This window comes from Mycobacterium sp. 4858 (genome assembly GCF_900240975.1).
Classification (GTDB): Bacteria; Actinomycetota; Actinomycetes; order Mycobacteriales; family Mycobacteriaceae; genus Mycobacterium.
The window spans coordinates 1,552,654-1,575,208 of record NZ_LT968776.1 but is presented as its reverse complement, the minus strand read 5'-3'; the positions used below and the strand labels follow the sequence as shown (position 1 = coordinate 1,575,208).

Annotated in this window: 22 protein-coding genes; 14 read left to right on the top strand and 8 right to left on the bottom strand. The window is 66.1% G+C overall.

The window, feature by feature from the left end; translation table 11 throughout:
- Positions 1–16: 16 nt before the first annotated feature.
- Both C1737_RS16000 and C1737_RS15995 read left to right on the top strand, forming a co-directional pair.
- Positions 17–565 (top strand): MmpS family transport accessory protein, encoded by a 549-nt coding sequence (locus C1737_RS16000; RefSeq protein WP_067922765.1) that lies wholly within the window; start codon positions 17–19, stop codon positions 563–565.
- Positions 562–3,492 carry an RND family transporter gene (locus C1737_RS15995; protein ID WP_102418862.1) on the top strand — a complete coding sequence of 977 codons (2,931 nt, stop codon included), beginning with the start codon at positions 562–564 and terminating at the stop codon, positions 3,490–3,492. The genes C1737_RS16000 and C1737_RS15995 overlap by 4 nt, the downstream gene beginning before the upstream one ends.
- Positions 3,493–3,573: 81 nt before the next feature.
- On the opposite strand, the gene C1737_RS15990 is transcribed toward C1737_RS15995, so the two are convergent.
- The 4 genes from C1737_RS15990 to C1737_RS15975 all read right to left on the bottom strand — a co-directional run bounded on the left by C1737_RS15990 (position 3,574) and on the right by C1737_RS15975 (position 7,542).
- Entirely contained in the window at positions 3,574–4,020 is a 447-nt protein-coding gene (locus tag C1737_RS15990) for a DUF5078 domain-containing protein (protein ID WP_067919606.1), read from the bottom strand.
- Positions 4,021–4,071: 51 nt separating this feature from the next.
- A complete protein-coding gene (locus tag C1737_RS15985; RefSeq protein WP_067919608.1) occupies positions 4,072–4,989 on the bottom strand; it encodes a crotonase/enoyl-CoA hydratase family protein in 918 nt (305 codons plus the stop codon).
- 7 nt (positions 4,990–4,996) lie between these two features.
- A complete protein-coding gene (locus C1737_RS15980; protein WP_068096553.1) occupies positions 4,997–5,308 on the bottom strand; it encodes a hypothetical protein in 312 nt (103 codons plus the stop codon).
- Positions 5,309–5,451: 143 nt separating this feature from the next.
- Positions 5,452–7,542 (bottom strand): prolyl oligopeptidase family protein, encoded by a 2,091-nt coding sequence (locus tag C1737_RS15975; protein WP_199182860.1) that lies wholly within the window; start codon positions 7,540–7,542, stop codon positions 5,452–5,454.
- 67 nt (positions 7,543–7,609) lie between these two features.
- Between C1737_RS15975 and C1737_RS15970 the strand changes: the two genes are divergently transcribed.
- Genes C1737_RS15970 through C1737_RS15945 form a run of 6 tightly spaced genes read left to right on the top strand, consistent with a single transcriptional unit; the run spans position 7,610 to position 12,180 of the window.
- Positions 7,610–9,133 carry an aldehyde dehydrogenase family protein gene (locus C1737_RS15970; protein WP_067919613.1) on the top strand — a complete coding sequence of 508 codons (1,524 nt, stop codon included), beginning with the start codon at positions 7,610–7,612 and terminating at the stop codon, positions 9,131–9,133.
- Positions 9,134–9,622 carry a DUF779 domain-containing protein gene (locus C1737_RS15965; protein ID WP_068096543.1) on the top strand — a complete coding sequence of 163 codons (489 nt, stop codon included), beginning with the start codon at positions 9,134–9,136 and terminating at the stop codon, positions 9,620–9,622.
- Between the two features lie 10 nt (positions 9,623–9,632).
- Positions 9,633–9,911 (top strand): putative holin, encoded by a 279-nt coding sequence (locus C1737_RS15960; RefSeq protein ID WP_102418860.1) that lies wholly within the window; start codon positions 9,633–9,635, stop codon positions 9,909–9,911.
- Positions 9,904–10,473 (top strand): hypothetical protein, encoded by a 570-nt coding sequence (locus C1737_RS15955; protein WP_068096545.1) that lies wholly within the window; start codon positions 9,904–9,906, stop codon positions 10,471–10,473. The genes C1737_RS15960 and C1737_RS15955 overlap by 8 nt, the downstream gene beginning before the upstream one ends.
- Positions 10,474–10,506: 33 nt before the next feature.
- Positions 10,507–11,901, top strand: coding sequence for a dihydrolipoyl dehydrogenase (lpdA, locus tag C1737_RS15950; protein WP_067919623.1), 1,395 nt, complete (start codon positions 10,507–10,509; stop codon positions 11,899–11,901).
- Between the two features lie 6 nt (positions 11,902–11,907).
- Positions 11,908–12,180, top strand: coding sequence for a hypothetical protein (locus C1737_RS15945; RefSeq protein ID WP_068096547.1), 273 nt, complete (start codon positions 11,908–11,910; stop codon positions 12,178–12,180).
- 7 nt (positions 12,181–12,187) lie between these two features.
- Here the strand turns inward: C1737_RS15945 and C1737_RS15940 are convergent, their stop codons facing one another.
- The gene (locus C1737_RS15940; protein ID WP_068096549.1) at positions 12,188–12,748 is read right to left on the bottom strand and encodes a carboxymuconolactone decarboxylase family protein; all 561 of its coding nucleotides are present in this window, start codon (positions 12,746–12,748) and stop codon (positions 12,188–12,190) included.
- Positions 12,745–14,169 carry an acetate metabolism transcriptional regulator RamB gene (gene ramB / locus C1737_RS15935; protein WP_067919629.1) on the bottom strand — a complete coding sequence of 475 codons (1,425 nt, stop codon included), beginning with the start codon at positions 14,167–14,169 and terminating at the stop codon, positions 12,745–12,747. Before ramB ends, C1737_RS15940 begins: the two co-directional genes overlap by 4 nt.
- Positions 14,170–14,332: 163 nt before the next feature.
- Between ramB and C1737_RS15930 the strand changes: the two genes are divergently transcribed.
- The 4 genes from C1737_RS15930 (at position 14,333) to C1737_RS15915 (ending at position 18,683) form a co-directional block, all read left to right on the top strand.
- The gene (locus C1737_RS15930; RefSeq protein WP_067919630.1) at positions 14,333–15,127 is read left to right on the top strand and encodes an acyl-[acyl-carrier-protein] thioesterase; all 795 of its coding nucleotides are present in this window, start codon (positions 14,333–14,335) and stop codon (positions 15,125–15,127) included.
- Between the two features lie 268 nt (positions 15,128–15,395).
- Positions 15,396–16,682, top strand: coding sequence for an isocitrate lyase (gene aceA / locus C1737_RS15925; RefSeq protein WP_068094569.1), 1,287 nt, complete (start codon positions 15,396–15,398; stop codon positions 16,680–16,682).
- A 190-nt stretch (positions 16,683–16,872) separates the two neighbouring features.
- Entirely contained in the window at positions 16,873–17,736 is an 864-nt protein-coding gene (locus C1737_RS15920) for a 3-hydroxybutyryl-CoA dehydrogenase (protein ID WP_102418859.1), read from the top strand.
- An 86-nt stretch (positions 17,737–17,822) separates the two neighbouring features.
- The gene (locus tag C1737_RS15915) at positions 17,823–18,683 is read left to right on the top strand and encodes a cyclopropane mycolic acid synthase family methyltransferase (RefSeq protein ID WP_102418858.1); all 861 of its coding nucleotides are present in this window, start codon (positions 17,823–17,825) and stop codon (positions 18,681–18,683) included.
- A 21-nt stretch (positions 18,684–18,704) separates the two neighbouring features.
- Here C1737_RS15915 and pcaA read toward each other — a convergent pair whose 3' ends face one another.
- Positions 18,705–19,568 (bottom strand): cyclopropane mycolic acid synthase PcaA, encoded by an 864-nt coding sequence (gene pcaA, locus C1737_RS15910; protein WP_102418857.1) that lies wholly within the window; start codon positions 19,566–19,568, stop codon positions 18,705–18,707.
- Between the two features lie 193 nt (positions 19,569–19,761).
- Positions 19,762–20,481, bottom strand: coding sequence for a TetR/AcrR family transcriptional regulator (locus tag C1737_RS15905; RefSeq protein ID WP_068091281.1), 720 nt, complete (start codon positions 20,479–20,481; stop codon positions 19,762–19,764).
- Positions 20,482–20,615: 134 nt separating this feature from the next.
- Here C1737_RS15905 and C1737_RS15900 point away from each other — a divergent pair, with 134 nt between their 5' ends.
- The gene (locus tag C1737_RS15900) at positions 20,616–21,998 is read left to right on the top strand and encodes a DUF445 domain-containing protein (RefSeq protein ID WP_102418856.1); all 1,383 of its coding nucleotides are present in this window, start codon (positions 20,616–20,618) and stop codon (positions 21,996–21,998) included.
- Positions 21,999–22,081: 83 nt separating this feature from the next.
- Positions 22,082–22,504, top strand: a complete 423-nt coding sequence (locus C1737_RS15895) for a helix-turn-helix transcriptional regulator (protein ID WP_067920758.1) — start codon at positions 22,082–22,084, stop codon at positions 22,502–22,504.
- Positions 22,505–22,555: the final 51 nt, after the last annotated feature.

Sequence of the window (22,555 nt, the reverse complement as noted above, 5' to 3'; positions counted from 1 at the left end):
AGGACTTGGACTGCCCATGACGACGACTGAGGCAAGGACCGAGCCGCTGAAGAAGCAGGGCTCCGCCGGCGGGGAGGGCAAAGGCGTCGCTCCGCAGCGCGCCAAGAAAAAGGGGCTGTTGGGACGTTTCTGGTTGGTGCTCACGGTCGCAGCTGTCGTCGCGGTGTCGGGATTCGTCGTATACCGATTGCACGGCGTCTTCGGCGTTCACAAGGGCTCGTTCGGTGGTGGCACCTCGGGCGAGGTGCTCGACCAGTTCAACGCCAAGACGATCACGCTCGAGGTCTGGGGCTCACCGGGCAGCACGGCGACCATCAACTACCTCGACGAGAACTCCCATCCGCAGCAGGCCCTCAACGTGCCCTTGCCCTGGAGCATAATTTTGAGTTCAACGAAGCCCGGCATCCCGGCAAACCTGATCGCGCAAGGCGACGGCAGTTGGATCGCCTGCCAGTTCGTGGTGAACAACCACGACGGGCACGGTGACGTCATCAAGGCTCCGAATCGCTCGGATTCCAACGAAACCGTGAACCCCTTCGTCTACTGCTTGGACAAGTCCGCATGAGCGAGCCAGGCGAGGCTCCGCCGCGCGTCGATCAGCCGCTGATCCCGCCGTTCCTGCCGCGGATGATCCATCGGCTTGCCCTGCCGATCGTCCTGGTGTGGTTGGCCATCGTGTTCGTCACCAACACCGTGGCGCCGCAGCTCGAGGTCGTCGCCAAAACCCACTCGGTGTCGATGAGTCCGACTGCCGCGGCGTCCTTTCAGTCGACGATGAAGGTCGGATCGACGTTCAAAGAGTTCAACTCCGACAACTCGGCCATGATCTTGCTGGAGGGCGACAAGCCACTCGGGGCCGAAGCGCACCGCTACTACGACGAGATCGTCAGGCGCGTCGAACAAGACAAGAATCACGTTCAGCATGTGCAGGATTTCTGGAGTGATCCGCTGACGGCGGCGGGTTCCCAGAGCCACGACCAGAAGGCCGCGTACGTCCAGGTCTACCTCGTCGGCAACATGGGCGGCGGGCAGGCGAACGAGTCTGCCCTGGCCCTCCGCAAGATCGTGGACTCGGTACCCGCGCCGCCGGGGATCAAGGCATACGTCACCGGCCCGGGTCCGCTGTTCGCCGATCAGTCCCATGCGGGCGAGAAGGGCGTAGCGGTCGTCACGCTTGTCACTTTTTTGGTGATCGTGGTGATGCTGCTGTTCGTCTACCGGTCGGTGATCACCATGCTGATCATGCTGGCCATGGTGTTCATCGAGCTGGCAGCGGCCCGAGGAGTCGTCGCGACGCTCGGTAACTACGGCGTCATGGGGCTTTCCACGTTCGCCAACAACATGCTGGTGCTGATGGCGATCGCCGCCGGGACGGACTACGCGATCTTCGTGGTCGGCCGCTACCACGAGGCGCGCGGTCTCGGCGAGACCCGCGAACAAGCGTTCTACACCATGTTTCACAGCACCGCGCATGTCGTGCTGGGATCGGGCCTGACCATCGCAGGCGCGATGTATTGCCTGAGCTTCTGCCGGCTGCCGTACTTCCAGTCGCTGGGGGTGCCGTGTGCGGTCGGCATGCTGGTCGCTGTGTTGGCGGCTTTGACGCTGGCACCGGCGGTCCTGACGGTGGCGTCGTTCTTTAAGCTGCTCGACCCGAAGCGCAAGCTGCAGACCCAGGGGTGGCGCCGCATCGGCACCGCGGTGGTCCGCTGGCCCGCACCGGTTCTCGCGGTGACCATCGGGATCGCATTGGTTGGTCTGCTCGCCCTGCCCGGTTACAAGACGGACTACGACAATCGGCACTTCCTGCCGGCAGACACCCCGGCCAATGTCGGTTACGCCGCCGCGGACCGGCACTTCGACCAGGCTCGGCTCAATCCTGAGCTGTTGATGATCGAGACCGATCACGACCTGCGCAACCCGGCCGATTTCCTGGTCCTGGACAAGGTCGCCAAGGCGGTCTTCCACATCCCCGGTATCGGCCGGGTGCAGACGATCACCCGGCCGTTGGGCACGCCGCTCGACCACAGCACCCTCGGATTTCAGATGAGTGCACAAGCCGCAGGGCGGATCCAGACCCAGCACTATCAAGACGAACAGGCGAACAACCTGCTCAAGCAGGCGGACGAGTTGCGCAAGACGATGGCAACGCTGCATGAGCAGATGCAGGTGACCCAGGACCTCAGTAACACGACACACGAAACCACCAGGCTCACCAAGGAAACCGTGAGGATCACCGAGGCACTGCGCGACGACATCGCCAACTTCGACGACTTTTTCCGGCCGATCCGCAGCTTCTTCTACTGGGAGAGGCACTGCTACGACATTCCGGTCTGCTGGGCGCTACGGTCGGTCTTCAACGCGCTCGACGGCATCGACCAGGTGGCTCAGAACATCGTGGACCTCAGCGCGAATCTGGACAAGTTGGATCAGATCCAGCCGAAGCTGGTGGCGCTGATACCGCCGCAGATCGAGAGTCAGCAGCGCAACCTCGACACCGTCATGTCGAACTACGCGACCATGATGGGTCTCAACGAACAGGCGAAAGCGCAGTCCGACAACGCCACCGCCCAAGGCGATGCCTTCGACAAGGCCAAGAACGACGACACGTTCTACCTTCCGCCGGAGGCGTTCAAGAGCCCGGATTTCGCACGGGGTCTCAAACAGTTCATCTCGCCGGATGGGCACGCCGTCCGGTTGATCATCTCCCATGAGGGCGACCCGGCGAGTCCTGAAGGCATCAGCCACATCGAACCGATCAAGCAGGCCGTGCACGAGGCGATCAAGGGCACGCCCTGGGAGGGTTCCAAGGTCTACCTCGGCGGTACCGCCGCGACGTACAAGGACATGCACGACGGCTCCAACATCGACCTGATGATCGCCGGAATCGCCGCAGCCACATTGATTTTCATCATCATGCTGGTGATCACCCGAAGCGTCGTGGCGGCCGTTGTGATCGTCGGTACGGTGTTGCTGTCACTGGGCGCCTCATTCGGACTCTCCGTGCTCCTATGGCAGTACATCCTGGGCCTGAAGTTGCACTGGATGGTGCTGGCCATGGCGATCATCCTGCTGCTGGCGGTGGGCTCGGACTACAACCTGCTGCTGATATCGCGGTTCAAGGAGGAAATCCACGCCGGGCTCAAAACGGGCACTATCCGGGCCATGGCCGGTTCGGGCTCGGTGGTGACCTCCGCCGGTCTGGTGTTCGCCGCGACCATGGCCACGTTCGCGTTCAGCCCGCTGATGGTGATGGCCCAGGTGGGTACGACGATCGCGCTGGGTTTGTTGTTCGACACCTTGATCGTGCGGTCCTTCATGACACCGTCACTGGCCACCCTGCTCGGGCGCTGGTTCTGGTGGCCGCAGCACGTGCGACCACGGCCGGCCAGCACCATGCTGCGACCGTACGGACCGCGTCCGGCCGTCCGCGAGCTGATCCTCAAGAACGTCGAGGAGCGCCCGGCGGGCGGATTGGTACAGCCGCGCTGATCCGAACGAGGCGGACGCCCGGGCGCCGGACAAAAAAATCCGCACGTCCCCTCTCAGGGGCGTGCGGATTTTTGGGAGGCGCTAGGCCCAGTTCCACACCGACATGTCGCCGGGCGGGTACTGGCCGCAGACGTCGGTGGCCTTGGCGACGACGCCCTTGTTGTTGAAGAAGAGCTTCATGTGGTTGGGCCAGGCGTACCACAGCGGGTCGTTGTTGTAGAAGTTCTCGGAGTAGGTGCGGCGGTCCTCCGGTGACAAGGAGTAGAACCAGTGCACCTTGTCGATCGTCGCCTGCTGGACGTTCGGGTGGTTGTTGAAGTCGATCATGTACCGCTGGTAGTACACCGGGCTGGTGTCGCGGGTGGCCGCCATGATCTGCTCGGCGTCGCACGTGGTGTTGATCATCCGGCGCGGAATCGGAAAGTCTTCCGTGGAGTCGGCCACGGCGGTCTTCGGGAAGACGGCGGCAGCGATGCCGAGGGCGAGGAAGGCGGCGCCTGCGCGCAAGCCAGTGTTCAGCCGAGACATAGTTGTTACGGTAGCACTTTTTGGGCGACCGCGGACAGTCCCTAGCTCAGCTCAGTATTGGTCGCGATCAGGCACGATGACGTGCGTCGGGTCGGGCCGCAGCTCCGGCGGGGCCTGGCTGTAGTCGCCGAACGGGCCGTCGCGGCGTTCCACCGCCGCCCGCACGCCCTGGGTTTCGGCGGTCTTGATGAAGTCGAGGGCGTCGGGGGTGTTGCGCATCAGGCCGTCGAGGATGCCGCCCAGCGTCTGGGTGGACGCCAATCCCATGTTCTCGTAGGCCTGGTTGACGATCAGCTTCTGCGCCTGCAGTTGTGACAGCGGGATCCGGGCCAGGTCGGCGGCGATCTCGGCGACCCGGGCCTCGAGCCGCTCGAACGGCACCGCCTCGTTGATCAGTTCGATCTCGGCGGCCTGGGCGCCCGTCAGCGGGCGCCCGGTCAGCGAATGCCACTTGGCTTTGGCGAAGCTGAGCCGGTAGAGCCACATCCCGCTCAGGTATGCGCCCCACATCCTGCTGTACGGGGTGCCGATCACCGCGTCGTCGCTGGCGATCACCAGGTCCGCGCACAGCGCGTAGTCGCTGGCCCCGCCGACGCACCAGCCGTGCACCTGGGCGATGACGGGCTTGGACGCCCGCCAGATGGCCATGAACTTCTGCGTCGGCCCGGTCTCGCGGGCGGTGACCATCGCGAAGTCCTTTCCGGGATCCCACCGGCCCTCGGTCATCATCGAGTCGCCCCAGTGCGCAAAGCCGCCGCCGAAGTCGTAGCCGCCGGAGAAGGCCCGGCCGGCGCCTCGCAGCACGATGACCTTGACGGCCGGGTCACGCTCCGCCCGGCCGACGGCCGCTTCGATCTCGTCCGGCATCGGCGGCACGATGGTGTTGAGCTGCTCGGGACGGTTCAGCGTGATGGTGGCGACCGGGCCGGCCGTCGTATAGAGCAGCGTCTCGAAGTCGGGTGCGGTCATGGCGTCCTTACGGGTCGGGCTGACGGTTCTCCGGTGACGACGCATAGATCCGGCCGCCGATCTTGAGATACGGCGTCGTCAGGTAGGCCGACAGGACGAGCAGGCCGGAGAAGATCAGCGCCACGCAGACGGCGTTCGGCCAGATCCTGCCGGTGCCGATCGCGAAACAGACGGTGCCGATGATCGCGGTCGCCCAGTAGAACCGCCGGCCCGCGCGGCGGTGACGGATGAAGCGGTAGCGTGCCTGCGCCGCCGAAACCAGGATGAAGATCAATCCGGTCGCCAGCAGGGTGAGCTCGATGCGTTGGGTCGCTGACACGTCGACGATCTTATGGGTCGGGACGGCGAGCGACGTCGACAAGGCCGAGTGAGGACGTTGGTCCTCTCAACAGCGGGCTGCCGGCCCTGGCGCGCGTCCACTCGCCGACGGGATCCTGGACAGCGGAGGCAGGACCCCGGTTTTTACGTCGGGGGTGCCAGCATCCGCCACAGGAACGAATAGGTAAGCGCGGCCTTGAAGGCGACCTGCTGGTTGTCGGCCGCGCCGGCGTGCCCGCCCTCGATGTTCTCGTAGTAATAGACCGGATGTCCCGCGGCCTGTAGCGCCGCCGTCATCTTGCGGGCGTGGCCCGGATGCACCCGGTCGTCACGGGTGGACGTGGTCATCAGCACCGGCGGGTAGTGGCGCGTGGCCGTAATGTTCTGGTAGGGCGAGTATTCGGAGATGAACGCCCAGTCCTCCGGATTGTCCGGGTCGCCGTATTCGGCCATCCACGAGGCGCCCGCGAGCAGCAGGTGGTAGCGCTTCATGTCCAGCAGCGGCACGCTGCAGACCAGCGCGCCGAACCGCTCCGGGTACTGGGTCAGCATGATGCCTATCAGCAGGCCGCCGTTGCTGCCGCCCTGCGCGCCCAGTCGGTCGACGGTAGTGATGCCACGGTTCACCAGATCGGTTGCCACGGCGGCGAAGTCCTCGGCCACCTTGTGCCTGCCCTCGCGCATCGCCTGGGTGTGCCAGCCGGGCCCGTACTCCCCGCCGCCGCGGATGTTGGCCAGCACGTAGGTGCCGCCGCGGGCCAGCCACAGCCGGCCGAGCACGCCACTGTAGGCGGGGGTGTTGGCGGATTCGAACCCGCCGTACCCGTACAGCATGGTCGGCCCGGGGCCTTGGGCGCCGGCGGGCCGCACCACGAAGTACGGGATCTGGGTGCCGTCGTCGGATGCCACGAAATGCTGTGCCACCGTGATGTTTTCGGCGTCGAAGAAGGCCGGCGCGGACTTGATCTGTTCCAGCGGCCCCTCGCCGGCGCCGCGCAGCAGCCGCGAGGGGGTGACGAAGCCGCTGGAGTCGAGGAAGAACTCGTCGCCGGTGTCGTCGGCGCCGACGACGACGGTGTGGGTCGCCGGCGGTATCCCGGCGACCGGCTCGCGCCGCCAGTCACTCCGTGACGATCGCAAGCGCGGCGAAGCCGGGCTCTGGGGGACGTCACGCGAGGGCGGCGTGACGATCTCCACCCGGCTGGCCACGTCGGCGAGGGTGACCAACAGCAGGCGGTCCCGCGTCCACGCGTAGTGATTCAGCGCGGTGTGCTCGTCGGGCTCGAACACCACGCTCAATTCTGCGGTGCCCGAAAGGAATTCGTCGTAGTCGGCCGCCAGCAGGGCGCCCGCGGGATAGTTCTGTGCGCCGTAGAACCAATCCGTGCGCAGCTCGATCAAGAGCCACTGCCGGTGTATCGACAAGCTGGCGTCGGTGGGCGCGTCAATGCGGATCAGCTCCGGCCCCCGCAATTCGTAGACCTCCTCGTTCCAGAAGTCGAGGGCCCGCCCCAGCAGGGTGCGCCCGAAGCCGGGAGTGCGATCCACCGAGGCGGACACCCGCACGTCGGTGCGGGCGCCCTCGAACACGGTCTCCGCGTCGGTGAGCGGGGTGCCCCGGCGCCACCGCTTGATCACCCGCGGGTAACCCGAGTCGGTGAGCGAGTCGTCGCCGAAATCCGTGCCCACCAGGACGGTGTCGGCGTCCACCCAGGCGAGCTGCGACTTGGCCTCCGGCAACTGGAATCCACCGGCGACGAATTCACGGGTCCCCATGTCGAATTCGCGCACGATCGAGGCGTCCGAGCCGCCCCTGGACAGCGCGACCAGCGCGCGCGTGTACTCCGGTTCGATCACCCCCGCGCCGGCCCACACCCAGTTCTGGTTGTCAGCCCGCCCCAGTTCATCGACGTCGATCAGCACGTCCCACTCGGGAGAATCGCTGCGATAGCTGTCCAGCGTGGTACGCCGCCACAACCCGCGCGGGTTGGCGGCGTCGCGCCAGAAGTTGTACAGATACGCGCCGCGGCGGACCACGTAGGGGATGCGGGCGTCGGTGTCGAGCACCTCGAGCGCCTGGGCGCGCATCCGCTCGAAGTCCGCGTCGCAAAACGTCGCCAGCGTCGGTTCGTTACGCGCGCGCACCCAGTCCAGCGCCTCGTCGCCGGTGACGTCCTCGAGCCACAGGTAGGGGTCTTGGGCGTCGTCGGGGGGAGCGGCGGCTTGTGACGTCATGGAAGCCATTGTGGCCTCCGGCGGTAGTGTGAGGTGTATTACACAGGCGAACGAGGGGTGAGAGCAGATGACTGTTTTCGCACGTCCAGGTTCTGCTGGGGCGTTGATGTCGTACGAATCCCGCTATGACAACTTCATCGGGGGCGAGTGGGTCCCGCCCGCGCAGGGCCGCTACTTCGAGAACCCGACGCCGGTCACCGGCCAGCCGTTCTGCGAGGTGGCCCGCTCCGACGAGGCCGACGTCGACAAGGCGCTCGACGCCGCCCACGGGGCGGCGCCGGCCTGGGGCAAGACCCCGCCGGCCGAGCGGGCGGCAATCCTGAACAAGATCGCCGACCGGATCGAGGAGCACAAGGCCGCGGTGGCGGTGGCCGAGGTGTGGGACAACGGCAAACCGATCCGCGAGGCGCTCGGCGCCGACATCACGCTGGCGGTCGACCACTTCCGCTACTTCGCCGGGGCCATCCGCGCGCAGGAGGGTTCGCTGTCCCAGATCGACGAGAACACCGTCGCCTACCACTTCCACGAGCCGCTCGGCGTGGTCGGGCAGATCATCCCGTGGAACTTCCCGATCCTGATGGCCACCTGGAAGCTGGCGCCCGCGCTGGCGGCGGGCAACGCGGTGGTGCTCAAACCCGCCGAGCAGACGCCGGTCTCGGTGCTCTACCTGATGTCGCTGATCGGCGACCTGTTGCCCCCCGGTGTCGTCAACGTCGTCAACGGGTTCGGCGCCGAGGCGGGCAAGCCGCTGGCCTCGAGCAACCGGATCGCCAAGATCGCGTTCACCGGTGAGACCACCACCGGGCGGCTGATCATGCAGTACGCCTCCCAGAACCTGATCCCGGTCACGCTGGAGCTCGGCGGCAAGAGCCCCAACGTGTTCTTCTCCGACGTGATGGCCAAGGCGGACGACTTCCAGGACAAGGCGCTCGAGGGTTTCACCATGTTCGCCCTCAACCAGGGCGAGGTGTGCACCTGCCCGTCGCGCAGCCTGATCCAGTCCGACATCTACGACGAGTTCCTCGAGCTGGCCGCGATCCGGACCAAAGCGGTGCGCCAAGGTGATCCGCTGGACACCGAGACCATGCTGGGCTCGCAGGCATCCAACGACCAGCTGGAAAAGGTGTTGTCCTACATCGAGATCGGCAAGGACGAGGGCGCCAAGGTCATCACCGGCGGGGAGCGCGCCGAGCTGGGCGGCGATCTGTCCGGGGGCTACTACATGCAGCCGACCATCTTCGCCGGCAACAACAAGATGCGGATCTTCCAGGAGGAGATCTTCGGTCCGGTGGTCGCGGTGACGTCGTTCTCCGACTACGACGACGCGATCTCGATCGCCAACGACACACTCTACGGGCTGGGTGCGGGGGTGTGGAGCCGCGACGGCAACACCGCCTACCGGGCCGGGCGCGACATCCAGGCCGGCCGGGTGTGGGTGAACTGCTATCACGCCTATCCCGCCCACGCCGCGTTCGGCGGCTACAAGCAGTCGGGCATCGGCCGGGAGAACCACAAGATGATGCTCGACCACTACCAGCAGACCAAGAACCTGATGGTGTCCTACTCCGAGAAGGCGCAGGGATTCTTCTAGATGGAGCCCGGGCCCCCGCCAGGAGTCGTGATCACCGCCGGCGCCGCCGAACTGCTGGCGCGCCTGCAGGACCGCCACGGTCCCGTGATGTTCCACCAGTCCGGCGGCTGCTGCGACGGCTCGTCGCCGATGTGCTTCCCGCGCGGGGACTTCCTGGTCGGTGACCGCGACGTGCTGCTGGGCGTGCTCGACGTCGGAGACGGGGTGCCGGTGTGGATCTCGGGTCCGCAGTACGAGACCTGGAAGCACACGCAGCTGGTCATCGACGCGGTCCCCGGCCGGGGCGGCGGGTTCAGCCTGGAGGCGCCCGAGGGGGTGCGGTTCCTGTCCCGTGGCCGCGTCTTCACCGACGACGAACAGGCCGAGCTGCGGCGGGCGCCGGTGATCACCGGCACCGATTACGAACGGGGCGTACGCCCCAGCGTGCGCGGCGAGGTGGTGGCGGACGCGGCATTCCGAACATGCCCTCCGGCCCGGCGACCCCAGTAATGTCGAAATCGTGATCCCCCTCCCGCGTCCGCGGTCACTGGCCGCGGCCATGCTGATCGGCGCCGCGGTCGGGTTGCTGGCCGGGGTGGGATTCGCCGTGGCCGCCCATCCGAGCGTCCGCCCGGCCTTCGCCCTGGCATCGGTGGTCGGGATTCCCAGCGCGGCAGCGCTGGTGACGATCCTGTTCTCCGGACGCCGCTGGGTGACGATGCTGGGCGCGTTCGTCCTGGCCCTGGCGCCCGGCTGGTTCGGTGTGCTCGTCGCCCTGCAGGTGACCGCTCGTGGCTGACGACGAAACCCCGTCGAGCCCCGGCACCCAATCGTGGGTGCCGGACTTCTCCGATTCCGACGAGGACACCGGGACGCAGTCGTGGGTGCCGGACTTCTCGGACTCCGACGAAGACGGCGGTGAGGAGCCCTCCGCGGCAAACGGCGCACCCGAGACGCCCGCGCCGGCCGCCGAGGAGGGGGATTCCGGCGCCGACTCCGCTGTCACGCCGGTGCAACCGGTCACCGTTCCCGGGCGCTACCTCTACCTCAAGTGGTGGAAGCTGCTGCTGGTGGTCCTCGGCGTGTGGTCCGTGGCCGCCGTCGTCGGGTTCGGCCTGTTCTATTGGTGGTACCACTCGGCCGACGTGACCCCGGCGCTGTTCGTCATCCTGGTCTACGTGGTGGCGTGCGCGGTCGCCGGCGTGTTGCTGGCGATGGTCGAGGGCAGGCCGCTGGTCGCCGCGCTGTCGCTGGCGGTGATGTCGGGGCCGTTCGCCTCCCTGGCCGCCGCGGCGCCGCTGGACGGGTACTACCACTGCGCCCGGGTGGGCCACTGTCTCGTCGGCCTCGTTCCGTATTAACGCCCGGCCCGGGCGGCCACTAGGGTAGGGGCCGTGACCCATTTTGACGTCGTCGTCCTCGGGGCCGGTCCCGGCGGATATGTCGCAGCCATCCGCGCCGCACAGCTCGGCCTGAACACTGGAATCATCGAGCCGAAGTACTGGGGCGGAGTCTGCCTCAACGTCGGCTGCATCCCCTCGAAGGCGTTGCTGCGCAACGCCGAGTTGGTACACATCTTCACCAAAGAGGCCAAGACCTTCGGGATGAGCGGCGACGCCACGTTCGACTACGGCGCCGCCTTCGACCGCAGCCGCAAGGTGGCCGAGGGCCGGGTGGCGGGCGTGCACTTCCTGATGAAGAAGAACAAGATCACCGAGATCCACGGCTACGGCCGGTTCACCGACGCCAACACGGTGTCCGTCGACCTCAACGACGGTGGGACCGAGACGGTGACGTTCGACAACGCCATCATCGCCACCGGCAGCAGCACCCGGTTGGTCCCCGGAACGTCGCTGTCGGCCAACGTGGTCACCTACGAAGAGCAGATCCTGTCCCGCGAGCTGCCCGAGTCGATCGTCATCGCCGGCGCCGGCGCGATCGGCATGGAGTTCGGCTACGTCATGAAGAACTACGGCGTTGACGTGACCATCGTGGAGTTTCTGCCGCGCGCGCTGCCCAACGAGGACGCCGACGTCTCCAAGGAGATCGAGAAGCAGTTCAAGAAGCTGGGCATCAAGATCCTCACCGGCACCAAGGTCGAGTCCATCAACGACAGCGGCACCGAGGTCACCGTCGTCGTCAGCAAGGACGGCAACACGCAGGAGATCAAGGCCGCGAAAGTGTTGCAGGCCATCGGTTTCGCGCCCAACGTCGAGGGCTACGGCCTGGAGAAGACCGGGGTCGCGCTGACCGACCGCAAGGCCATCGGCATCAACGACTACATGATCACCAGCGTCGGCCACATCTACGCCATCGGCGACGTCACCGGAAAGCTGATGCTGGCCCACGTGGCCGAGGCCATGGGCGTGGTGGCGGCCGAAACCATCGCCGGCGCAGAGACTTTGGCGCTCGGTGACTACCGGATGCTGCCGCGGGCGACGTTCTGCCAGCCCCAGGTGGCCAGCTTCGGACTGACCGAACAGCAGGCCCGCGACGAAGGCTACGACGTGGTGGTGGCCAAGTTCCCGTTCACCGCCAACGGCAAGGCCCACGGCCTGGGCGACCCCACCGGCTTCGTCAAGCTGGTCGCCGACGCCAAGCACCTCGAGCTGCTGGGTGGACACCTGATCGGCCCCGACGTGTCCGAGCTGCTGCCCGAGCTGACGCTGGCGCAGAAGTGGGACCTGACCGCCACCGAGCTGGCGCGCAACGTGCACACCCACCCGACCCTGTCCGAGGCGCTGCAGGAGTGCTTCCACGGCCTGGTCGGCCACATGATCAACTTCTGAGGCCGCGTGCGCAGCGACGTCGTTGTGGGGGCCGTCGGCGGGCTGGCCGCGGGCTATGTCCTGTGGCTGGCCGCCTTCTCGATCGCCGACGACAACGCGGCGGTGGAGAGGTGGGCGCCCACGGTGTTGCTGCTCTCGCTTGCCCTGGCCGTCTGCGCCACGACGTGGGCCTCGCTGCTGCGCCGACGCCGCAAATACGCCTGGTCGGGCTTCGGCTTCGCGCTGTCCGTGCCGCCGCTGCTGCTGACGCTGGCCGTGTTCGCCAGCGTCTACCTCTGACCGCGGGTTAGCGCGGGTTGTCCAGCGGGATGTCCAGCGCCGCCATCGTCGCGGCCAGCCCGTCGTATTGACTTGCCAGCAAACAGAATTCGATCAGCTGACGCCGGTCGAGGTGCTCGGCGAGCTGCCGCCAAGTCGCGTCGGCGATGGTGCGGTCCTTGATGAACTCGTCCGTCGCCGCCAGCAGCGCCTGCTGCCGCACCGTCAGGCGCGCCTCGACCCGGTCCAGCCGCTCGGGCCACGCGAAGATCGCGGCCTGCAGATCCGCGTTCAGGCCCTGCTTGGCCGCCATCCGGCGATGGTGCTGCAGCTCGTATTCGCAGGCGCGCACATGCGCGACCCGCAGGATCACCAGCTCGGTGTCAACCGCCGGCAGCCGGCCGCGCAGGACGCGGCCGCTGTAGACACTCCACGCCAGAAACAGCAACCGGTGCTGGCCCAGCGTGGTGAACAGGTGCATCTCGGGAGCCCGCACCGTGCGCGCGGCCAGCTTCGCCAGCACCCAGTTGACCGGGCCCAGTTCGCGGAACCGTCCCGACGGGATGCGGCCCTGCTGCGGCCCGGTCACGGTTGCTTCACCAGGTACGGGGAGACGGTGCTGCGGTGTTCGTCGAGATCCAGCGCGCGGCCCAGGGCCGGGAACGCCCGCTGCGGGCAGTTGTCACGTTCGCAGACCCGGCAGCCCGCGCCGATCGGTGTGGCCACTGTTCCTGAATCCCCCGAGACGTCGAGTCCTTCCGAGTAGACCAGCCGGTGCGCGTGGCGAAGCTCGCAACCCAGCCCGATCGCGAAGGTTTTACCCGGCTGACCATACCGGGCTGCGCGGCGCTCCACCGTGCGGGCCACCCACATGTAGTTGCGGCCGTCGGGCATCTGGGCGATCTGGACCAGGATCTTGCCCGGGTTGGCGAACGTCTCGTAGACGTTCCACAGCGGGCAGGTGCCGCCGCTGGAGGAGAAGTGAAAACCGGTGGCGGACTGGCGTTTTGACATGTTTCCCGCCCGGTCCACCCGGACGAACGAGAACGGCACCCCGCGCATCGACGGCCGTTGCATCGTCGAAAGCCGGTGCGCGATGGTCTCATAGCTCACCGAATAGAACGAGGACAACCGCTCCACGTCGTAGCGGAAATTCTCCGACACGTCGTGGAACTGGCGATAGGGCAGCACCGCGGCCGCGGCGAAGTAGTTCGCCAGCCCGAGCCGGGCCAGCGTGTGCGACTCCTCGCTGGTGAACTTGCCCTCCTCGACCAGCGCGTCGATCAGGTCGCCGTATTCGAGGTAGGCCAACTCGGCGGCCATCTTGAAGACCTGCTGCCCCAGCGACAGGTGGTTGCTGATCTCCAGGGTCTTCGTTGCGGGGTCATACCGGTGCAGCACGGTGTCGCCGAGATCGATGCGCCTGTTGATGTGCACGCCGTGCACTTCGGTCAGCCGGCGATTGAGCTCGCGGGCCAGGTCCCCGTGGTGCAGCCGCATCTGGATCGTCAGGTCTTCGGCGGCCGTGTCCAGCTCGTGCAGGTAGTTCTGGCGTTGGTAGAAGTAGTCGCGCACCTCTTCGTGCGGCATGGTGATCGACCCGGTGCCGCTGCCGTCGGAATACCGCTCCTCGGTGGCGGCGGCCAGTTGCGCCGTGGTGATCCGGTAGCGCCGGTGCAGGTTGACCACCGCCCGGGCCAGGGTGGGGTGCGCGCTGACCATCTCGGCCACCTCGGTCGGGTCGACGTCGATGTCCAAGTCGCGGTCCATGGTGACCTCGCGCAGCTCGGCGACCAGCCGGGTGTCGTCCTGGGGAGCGAAGAAGGTCGCGTCCACGCCGAACACCTCGGTGATCCGCAGCAGCACCGCCACCGTCAGGGGGCGGACGTCATGCTCGATCTGGTTGAGGTAGCTCGGCGAGATCTCCAGCATCTGGGCCAGGGCGGCCTGCGAGAACCCGCGCTCGTTGCGCAGCTGGCGGACCCGGGAGCCCACGAACGTCTTGGACACCTCACCCAGGGTACCGGCGCTGCTAAGCGGAAGTTGGCAGAGTTCGCATCGGCCGCGATCGCGTCGCGATTGGTTTTTGGCCCAGGTCGTTGGCATGATTCGCAACGGAGGCCCCAGGGCGCTAACCGCGGGGCGCGCACGAGGAGGAAATGGGAGCGGAGCCGTGAGCCTGGACAAAGAACTGATGCCGGTGCCCGACGGTCACCCCGACGTGTTCGATCGCGAGTGGCCGCTGCGGGTGGCCGACATCGACCGCACGGGCCGGCTGCGGCTGGATGCGGCCGCGCGGCACATCCAGGACATCGGCCAGGACCAGCTGCGGGAGATGGGTTTCGAGGAGACGCACCCGCTGTGGATCGTCCGGCGCACCATGGTCGACCTGCTCCGTCCGATCGAATTCCAGGACATGCTGCGGTGCCGGCGGTGGTGTTCGGGCACCTCCAACCGGTGGTGTGAGATGCGGGTCCGCGTCGACGGACGCAAGGGCGGGCTGATCGAGTCCGAGGCGTTCTGGATCAACATCAACCGGGAGACCCAGATGCCGTCGCGCATCTCCGACGACTTCCTGGCGGGCCTGCACAAGACGACGTCGGTCGACCGGTTGCGGTGGAAGGGCTACCTCAAGCCGGGCAGCCGCGACGACGCGGTGGAGATCCACGAGTTCCCCGTGCGGGTCACCGACATCGACCTGTTCGACCACATGAACAACTCGGTCTATTGGAGCGTCGTCGAGGACTACCTGGCGTCTCACCTGGCGCTGATGGCGCGGCCGCTGCGCATCACGATTGAGCACGAGGCGCCGGTGGCCCTGGGCGACAAGCTGGAGATCATCTCGCACCTCCACCCGGCCGGATCGACCGACCAGTTCGGTCCCGGGCTCGTCGATCGGCCTGTTACGACGCTCACATATGCGGTCGGCGAAGAGACCAAAGCCGTCGCCGCGCTGTTCAACCTCTAACCGGACAAGCGTCCCGTTAATTCACCGGCTGACCTGCGGATTCTGGTTACCGGCGGGTAGATTCTGAAACGGTTCAGTTGCCGTTCATCTTCGCAAGATTTGCTAATCCGCACCTTGTCGTTGCCGAAATTGGCAAATGAAAGGGGTGGAAATGCGTGGTCAGGCTGTGCCATCTTCGAGTTAGCACACCAGCGAAGTTGAGCCGCTAGCTACCGCCGGTGAAGCGTTCATCAACCTCAGTAGTGAAGATCGTTAAGGAGCATGCGCAATGTCTGCCGTTGGCACCCCCAAGAGCGCCGAAGAGATCCAGAAGGACTGGGACACCAACCCGCGCTGGAAGGACGTCAGCCGTACCTACACCGCTAAGGACGTCGTCGCCCTGCAGGGCAGCGTCGTCGAGGAGCACACGCTGGCCCGCCGCGGTGCCGAGGTGCTCTGGGAGCAGCTGCACGACCTGGAGTACATCAACGCGCTCGGTGCGCTGACCGGCAACATGGCCGTCCAGCAGGTCCGCGCCGGCCTGAAGGCCATCTACCTGTCGGGTTGGCAGGTCGCCGGTGACGCCAACCTGTCCGGCCACACCTACCCCGACCAGAGCCTGTACCCGGCCAACTCGGTGCCCCAGGTGGTGCGGCGCATCAACAACGCGCTGCTGCGCGCCGACGAGATCGCCCGCGTGGAGGGCGACACCTCGGTGGAGAACTGGCTGGCGCCGATCGTCGCCGACGGCGAGGCCGGATTCGGTGGTGCGCTGAACGTCTACGAGTTGCAGAAGGCGATGATCGCCGCCGGCGTCGCGGGGTCGCACTGGGAGGACCAGCTCGCGTCGGAGAAGAAGTGCGGCCACCTCGGTGGCAAGGTGCTCATCCCGACCCAGCAGCACATCCGCACCCTGACCTCGGCCCGCCTGGCGGCCGACGTCGCCGACGTGCCGACCGTGGTGATCGCCCGCACCGACGCCGAGGCGGCCACCCTGATCACCTCGGACGTCGACGAGCGCGACCAGCCGTTCATCACCGGTGAGCGGACCAAGGAGGGCTTCTACCGGGTCAAGAACGGCCTCGAGCCCTGCATCGCCCGGGCCAAGGCCTACGCGCCGTACTCCGACCTGATCTGGATGGAGACCGGGACCCCGGACCTCGAGCTCGCCGCCAAGTTCGCCGAGGGCGTCAAGTCCGAGTTCCCCGACCAGATGCTGGCCTACAACTGCTCGCCGTCGTTCAACTGGAAGAAGCACCTCGACGACTCCACCATCGCGAAGTTCCAAAAGGAGCTCGGCGCAATGGGATTCAAGTTCCAGTTCATCACGCTGGCCGGCTTCCACGCGCTGAACTACTCGATGTTCGATCTGGCATACGGCTACGCCCGCAACCAGATGAGCGCGTACGTGGAGCTGCAGGAGCGCGAGTTCGCCGCCGAGGAGCGCGGTTACACCGCGACCAAGCACCAGCGTGAGGTCGGTGCCGGTTACTTCGACCGCATCGCCACCACGGTCGACCCCACCTCGTCGACCACGGCGCTGACCGGCTCCACCGAAGAGGGTCAGTTTCACTGAGGACGAGCGGGCTTGGCCCGCGATCCCCCGAGTCACTGAGGGGTGCTGAGCAGGCGCGGAATCGGTCTTCTGCGGCCCAGTTGACGCGATTCCGCGCCTGTTCGGCGATGAAGTAGCGTAGGCCCCGCCCAGCTGAACCTGGGCGGGGCCTATTGCGGTGCAAGACGATACGACGCCGAAAGAGATGACAGTGAGCGACGCAGCGATTCAGCGGGTAGGGGTTGTCGGGGCAGGCCAGATGGGATCCGGCATCGCCGAGGTCTCGGTGCGCGCCGGTGTCGACGTGACGGTCTTCGAGACCACCGACGCCCTGATCACGGCCGGACGCAACCGCATCATGAAGTCCCTGGAACGCGGCGTCAGCGCGGGGAAGGTCACCGAGCGCGAGCGCGACCGCGCGCTGAGCAAGCTCACCTTCACCACCGACCTGAAGGACCTCGCCGACCGCCAACTGGTCATCGAGGCGATCATCGAGGACGAGGCCGTCAAGGCGGACATCTTCGCCGAACTCGACCGCGCCATCAGCGACCCCGACGCCGTCCTGGCGTCCAACACCTCCAGCATTCCGATCATGAAGATCGCCGCGGCCACCAAGAACCCGCAACGAGTGCTGGGCCTGCACTTCTTCAACCCCGTGCCGGTGCTGCCGCTGGTCGAGTTGGTCAGCACGTTGGTCACCGACGAGGCCGCCGCCGCGCGCACCGAGGAGTTCGCGAGCGCCGTCCTGGGCAAGCAGGTGGTGCGCTGCTCGGACCGGTCCGGCTTTGTGGTCAACGCGTTGCTGGTTCCCTACCTGCTGTCGGCGATTCGCATGGTGGAGGCCGGTTTCGCCACCATCGAGGACGTCGACAAGGCCGTCGTCGCCGGGCTGTCCCACCCGATGGGCCCGCTGCGGCTGTCCGACCTGGTGGGCCTGGACACCCTCAAGCTGATCGCGGACAAGATGTTCGAGGAATTCAAGGAACCGCAGTACGGCCCGCCGCCTCTGTTGCTGCGCATGGTGGAGGCGGGCCGGCTGGGCAAGAAGACCGGCCAGGGTTTCTACACCTACTGATAGCGCGGTCGGGCCCGGCGGGCGAGCGCCCAGCCCGTCCGTTACTATTCTGGCGTTCAATAGTGAGCAACAGGACTGGAGCGGGAATGTCGGCGTTGGAGCCATTTTACGAGGAATCGCAGTCGATCTATGACGTCTCGAATGAATTCTTCGCGTTGTTTCTAGACCCGACGATGGCCTATACCTGTGCATATTTCGCGCAAGAAGATATGAGCCTCGAAGAGGCCCAAATCGCTAAGTTCGACCTGGCGCTGGGAAAACTGAACCTCGAGCCCGGGATGACGCTGCTGGACATCGGCTGCGGCTGGGGCGGGGCGATGAAACGGGCCGTGGAGAAATTTGACGTCAATGTCATCGGAATCACGCTGAGCCGCAACCAGTTCGAATACAGCAAGAACAAGCTGGCTGGATTGCCGACGAATCGCACCGTGGAGGTGCGGCTGCAGGGCTGGGAAGAGTTCGAGGACAAGGTCGACCGGATCGTCACCATCGGCGCCTTCGAGGCTTTCAAGATGGAGCGGTACGCCGCGTTCTTCGGACGCGCCTATAACATTCTTCCCGACGACGGCCGCATGTTATTGCATACCATTTTGACCTACACCCAGAAACAGCAGTACGAACGCGGCGTCTCCATCACCATGAATGATCTTCGATTCGCGCGCTTCATTGGCACTGAAATTTTCCCGGGCGGACAATTGCCGGCGCAGGAAGACATCTTCAGGTTCGCCGGCGAAGCGGGGTTCTCCGTGCAGCAGGTCCAATTGCTGCAGGAGCACTACGAGCGCACGCTCAATATCTGGGCGGCCAACCTGGAGGCCAACCGCGAGCAGGCGGTCGAGCTGCAGTCCGAAGAGGTCTACGGCAAGTACATGCACTACCTGACCGGCTGTGAGAACTTCTTCCGCAAGGGCATCAGCAATGTCGGGCAGTTCACCCTCGTGAAGTAGGTGGCGAGGGGCCGGGGACCGCTACTTTTCCAGCGTGAACTGGTCGACGTCCGTGTAACCCTGGCGGAACAGCTTCGCGCAGCCGGTCAGGTACTTCATGTAGCGGTCGTAGACCTCTTGTGACTGGACGGCGACGGCCTGCTCGCGATTGGCCTCGAGGGCGGCAGCCCAGGTCTCCAGGGTCCTCGCGTAGTGCAGCTGCAGCGAGTGGACCCGGGTCAGCTCGAAGCCGGCCGTGACCGCGTACTCGCCGACGGTCTGCGGTGTCGGCAGCCACCCGCCGGGGAAGATCTCGGTCAAGATGAACTGCGAGAAGTGCACGATCTCGTGGGTCAGCTTCATGCCCCGCGCCCGGGCGTCTTTGAAGGACGGGCGAACGATGGTGTGCAGCAACATCACCCCGTCGGACGGCAGCGCCTGGTAGGCCATCTTGAAGAAGCGCCCGTAGCGCTGGCGGCCGAAGTGCTCGAAGGCGCCGATCGAGACGATGCGGTCGACGGGCTCGTGGAACTTCTCCCACCCCTCCAACAGCACCCGCCGGGTGCGGGGCGTGTCCATCTGGTCGAACGTCTTCTGCACATGCTCGGCCTGGTTCTCCGACAATGTCAGGCCCACGACGTTCACGTCGTACTTCTCAATGGCCCGCCGCATGGTGGCGCCCCAGCCGCAGCCGATGTCGAGCAGCGTCATCCCCGGCTCGAGCTTCAACTTGCCCAGCGCCAGATCGATTTTGGCCAGCTGCGCCTCTTCCAGGGTCATGTCGTCACGCTCGAAGTAGGCGCAGCTGTACGTCTGGGTCGGGTCCAGGAACAGGCGGAAGAAGTCGTCGGACAAGTCGTAGTGGGCTTGCACGTTTCCAAAATGCGGCGTGAGCTGCACGGACATGTCGAGAAGAGCCTTTCGTTATGCGGAGGCAGGGATCGTCGGCCAGCACGACGCAACCCTGCGTCACCCCCGATGCATCCCCTGCATGTTAGTCGCTGCGGCGATGCACGTCGTCCTCGCTAGCGGGTCATAGCGTCACACGAGGCGAGCCGCATTGACAAAATCGGCCAGCTGCGCTGCGTTCCGGAGTTCGCTAGAGCGGGGATCGATCCGCATGCTCGCGAGGCGGCACGATCGGCGACGGATGGGGTTCTTCGCGGAACTTCTCCAGCGACCCGCCGACCTCGACGATGCCCTTCAGCGCGTTCCAGCTCAGCATCGTCAGGTAGTCGATCAACTCGTCGCGGCTCATGCGCGGGGAGGACATCCACGAGTGCGTGGCCAGCTGCACGCCGCCGACGATCAGGTAGGCCCACGGCTCCGCGCCACCGGTGTCCATCCCCGCCTGCTGCATGCGGCGGCGCATCAGCACAGCCAGCATGCGGGCGATGATCCGTTCGGAGTCCGCGATCACCTTGCTCTTGCTGGCGGAGCTGTTGGACATCACGAAGCGATACGGCTCGGGCTCGTTCGCGACGGTTTCGACGTACACCCGGATCACCTCGCGGGTCAGGTCGAAGCCGTCCAGGTTGGACGTCAGCGCCGCGGCCATGTTGGGAATCAGGGTGGTTTGGGTGAACCGCATCATCACGGCGGTGGTCAGGTCGTTCTTGTCGACGAAATAGCGGTACAGCACCGTCTTGGAGACGCCGATCTCCGCGGCGATCTCGTCCATGCTCAATGCGCCGCCGTGCCGCCGAATGGCGTCGATCGTGCCGTCTACCAACTCGTTGCGGCGCTCCACCTTGTGCTGGTGCCAGCGCCGCTTGCGACCATCCGTCTTGGCCGCCACAGCCAATGTTCGCTCTGCCACTGTCGCCGATTTCCCATTCACTAGACGCCCTCGATACTACGGCGTGCGCGCCTGTTTGGGGCTTCGACCGCGCGCCGGCGCAGCCGCTGTGAACAGTGCGGTCACACTAATCGGTCGGGACGATGAATGATGGAGTGGTGGTACACAGAGCCTCGCCTCGAGGTGTAGCGCCGGGCCCGCGTGCGGCGGGACCGGACTCGACGACGGCGCCGACCGGAACCGGGCGCTCTCACCCGTCGCTCGCCGAATCCTTCGCCGGCGCCGACCCGCAGGCCGATGCGGAGCGCCGGGTGGCGCTGCGCCGGATGAAGGCGGTGGCGCTGAGCTTCCTGATCGGCGCCAGCGTGCTGTTCCTCGCCTGCCGGTGGGCCCAGGCCCACGCCCTCCTCGGCGCCTGGGTCGGTTACGTCGGAGCCGCCTCCGAGGCCGGGATGGTGGGCGCGCTGGCCGACTGGTTCGCGGTGACGGCGCTGTTCCGGCATCCGCTGGGCATTCCTATCCCGCACACCGCGATCATCAAGCGCAAGAAGGATCAGCTCGGCGAGGGCCTGGGCACCTTCGTCCGGGAGAACTTCCTGTCGGCGCCGGTGGTGGAGACCAAGCTGCGAGACGCCCAGGTGCCCGGACGGCTCGGCAAGTGGCTGTCAGAGACCGCGCACGCCCAGCGGGTGGCCGCCGAGACCGCGACGGTGCTGCGGGTGCTGGTCGAGCTGCTCCGTGACGACGACGTCCAGCAGGTGATCGACCGCATGATCGTGCGCCGCATCGCCGAGCCGCAGTGGGGACCGCCGGTCGGACGGGTATTGGCGACCCTGCTGGCCGAGAATCGGCAGGAGGCGTTGATCCAGTTGCTGGCCGACCGCGCCTTCCAGTGGTCGCTGAACGCCGGTGAGGTCATCCAACGGGTGGTCGAGCGCGACTCCCCGACGTGGTCGCCGCGCTTCGTCGACCACCTGGTCGGCGACCGCATTCACCGTGAGCTGATGGACTTCACCGACAAGGTGCGTCGGAATCCGGATCACGAGCTGCGCCGGTCGGCCACCCGGTTCTTGTTCGAATTCGCCGACGACCTGCAAAACGACGCGGAGACCATCGCGCGCGCGGACGCGATCAAGGAACAGCTGATGGCGCGCGACGAGATCGCCAACGCCGCCGCGACCGCCTGGAAGACGCTGAAACGGCTGGTGCTCGAGGGCGTGGATGACCCGTCCAGCACGCTGCGGACCCGCATCAGTGACACGGTGGTCCGCATCGGGGAGTCACTGCGCGATGACGCCGACCTGCGCGACAAGGTGGACAACTGGATCGTGCGCGCGGCCCAGCACCTGGTTTCGCAATACGGGGTGGAGATCACCGCGATCATCACCGACACCATCGAGCGCTGGGACGCCGAGGAGGCCAGCCGGCGCATCGAGCTGCACGTGGGCCGTGACCTGCAGTTCATCCGGATCAACGGCACCGTGGTGGGCTCGTTGGCGGGGCTGGTCATCTACGCCGTGGCGCAGCTACTTTTCTAGTAGTGCTAACAAGTGCTTGCAATAGCAAGCACTTGTAGTAGTCTGTGGGCGTCACGGTCGATCGTCCGAGCCAGGAGCACGCAATGGCGCCCGAGGAGAAGCTCTCCGCCAAGGTGTCCAACGCCGCCTCCGACATGGCATCGGACATCGGTAGTTTCATCCGGAGCCAGCGCGAACTCGCGCAGGTCTCGGTGCGCCAACTCGCCGAAAAGTCCGGCGTCAGCAATCCCTACCTGAGCCAGGTGGAGCGTGGATTGCGCAAGCCTTCGGCCGACGTGCTCAACCAGATCGCGAAGGCGCTGCGGGTCTCCGCCGAGGTGCTCTACGTGCGGGCCGGGATCCTCGAGCCCAGCGACAAGAATCAGGTGCGCGACGCCATCATCACCGATACCGCGATCACCGAGCGGCAAAAGCAGGTTCTGCTCGACATCTACACATCGTTCACCCACCAAAACGAATCCAGCGAACCAACCAGCGAGGAGTGTCCGACCGAACCCAACGGCTAGCGGGTGGCGACGTATTAACCACCCACCGCCCGGGTTACCCAGAAGCGAGGA

Excerpts from the sequence above, each read along its gene's own strand:
- C1737_RS16000 (WP_067922765.1), top strand. The coding sequence starts at position 17 with ATGACGACGACTGAGGCAAGGACCGAGCCGCTGAAGAAGCAGGGCTCC.
- C1737_RS15995 (WP_102418862.1), top strand. The coding sequence starts at position 562 with ATGAGCGAGCCAGGCGAGGCTCCGCCGCGCGTCGATCAGCCGCTGATC.
- C1737_RS15990 (WP_067919606.1), bottom strand. The coding sequence starts at position 4,020 with ATGTCTCGGCTGAACACTGGCTTGCGCGCAGGCGCCGCCTTCCTCGCC.
- C1737_RS15985 (WP_067919608.1), bottom strand. The coding sequence starts at position 4,989 with ATGACCGCACCCGACTTCGAGACGCTGCTCTATACGACGGCCGGCCCG.
- C1737_RS15975 (WP_199182860.1), bottom strand. The coding sequence starts at position 7,542 with ATGACGTCACAAGCCGCCGCTCCCCCCGACGACGCCCAAGACCCCTAC.
- C1737_RS15970 (WP_067919613.1), top strand. The coding sequence starts at position 7,610 with ATGACTGTTTTCGCACGTCCAGGTTCTGCTGGGGCGTTGATGTCGTAC.
- C1737_RS15965 (WP_068096543.1), top strand. The coding sequence starts at position 9,134 with ATGGAGCCCGGGCCCCCGCCAGGAGTCGTGATCACCGCCGGCGCCGCC.
- aceA (WP_068094569.1), top strand. The coding sequence starts at position 15,396 with ATGTCTGCCGTTGGCACCCCCAAGAGCGCCGAAGAGATCCAGAAGGAC.
- C1737_RS15915 (WP_102418858.1), top strand. The coding sequence starts at position 17,823 with ATGTCGGCGTTGGAGCCATTTTACGAGGAATCGCAGTCGATCTATGAC.
- pcaA (WP_102418857.1), bottom strand. The coding sequence starts at position 19,568 with ATGTCCGTGCAGCTCACGCCGCATTTTGGAAACGTGCAAGCCCACTAC.
- C1737_RS15895 (WP_067920758.1), top strand. The coding sequence starts at position 22,082 with ATGGCGCCCGAGGAGAAGCTCTCCGCCAAGGTGTCCAACGCCGCCTCC.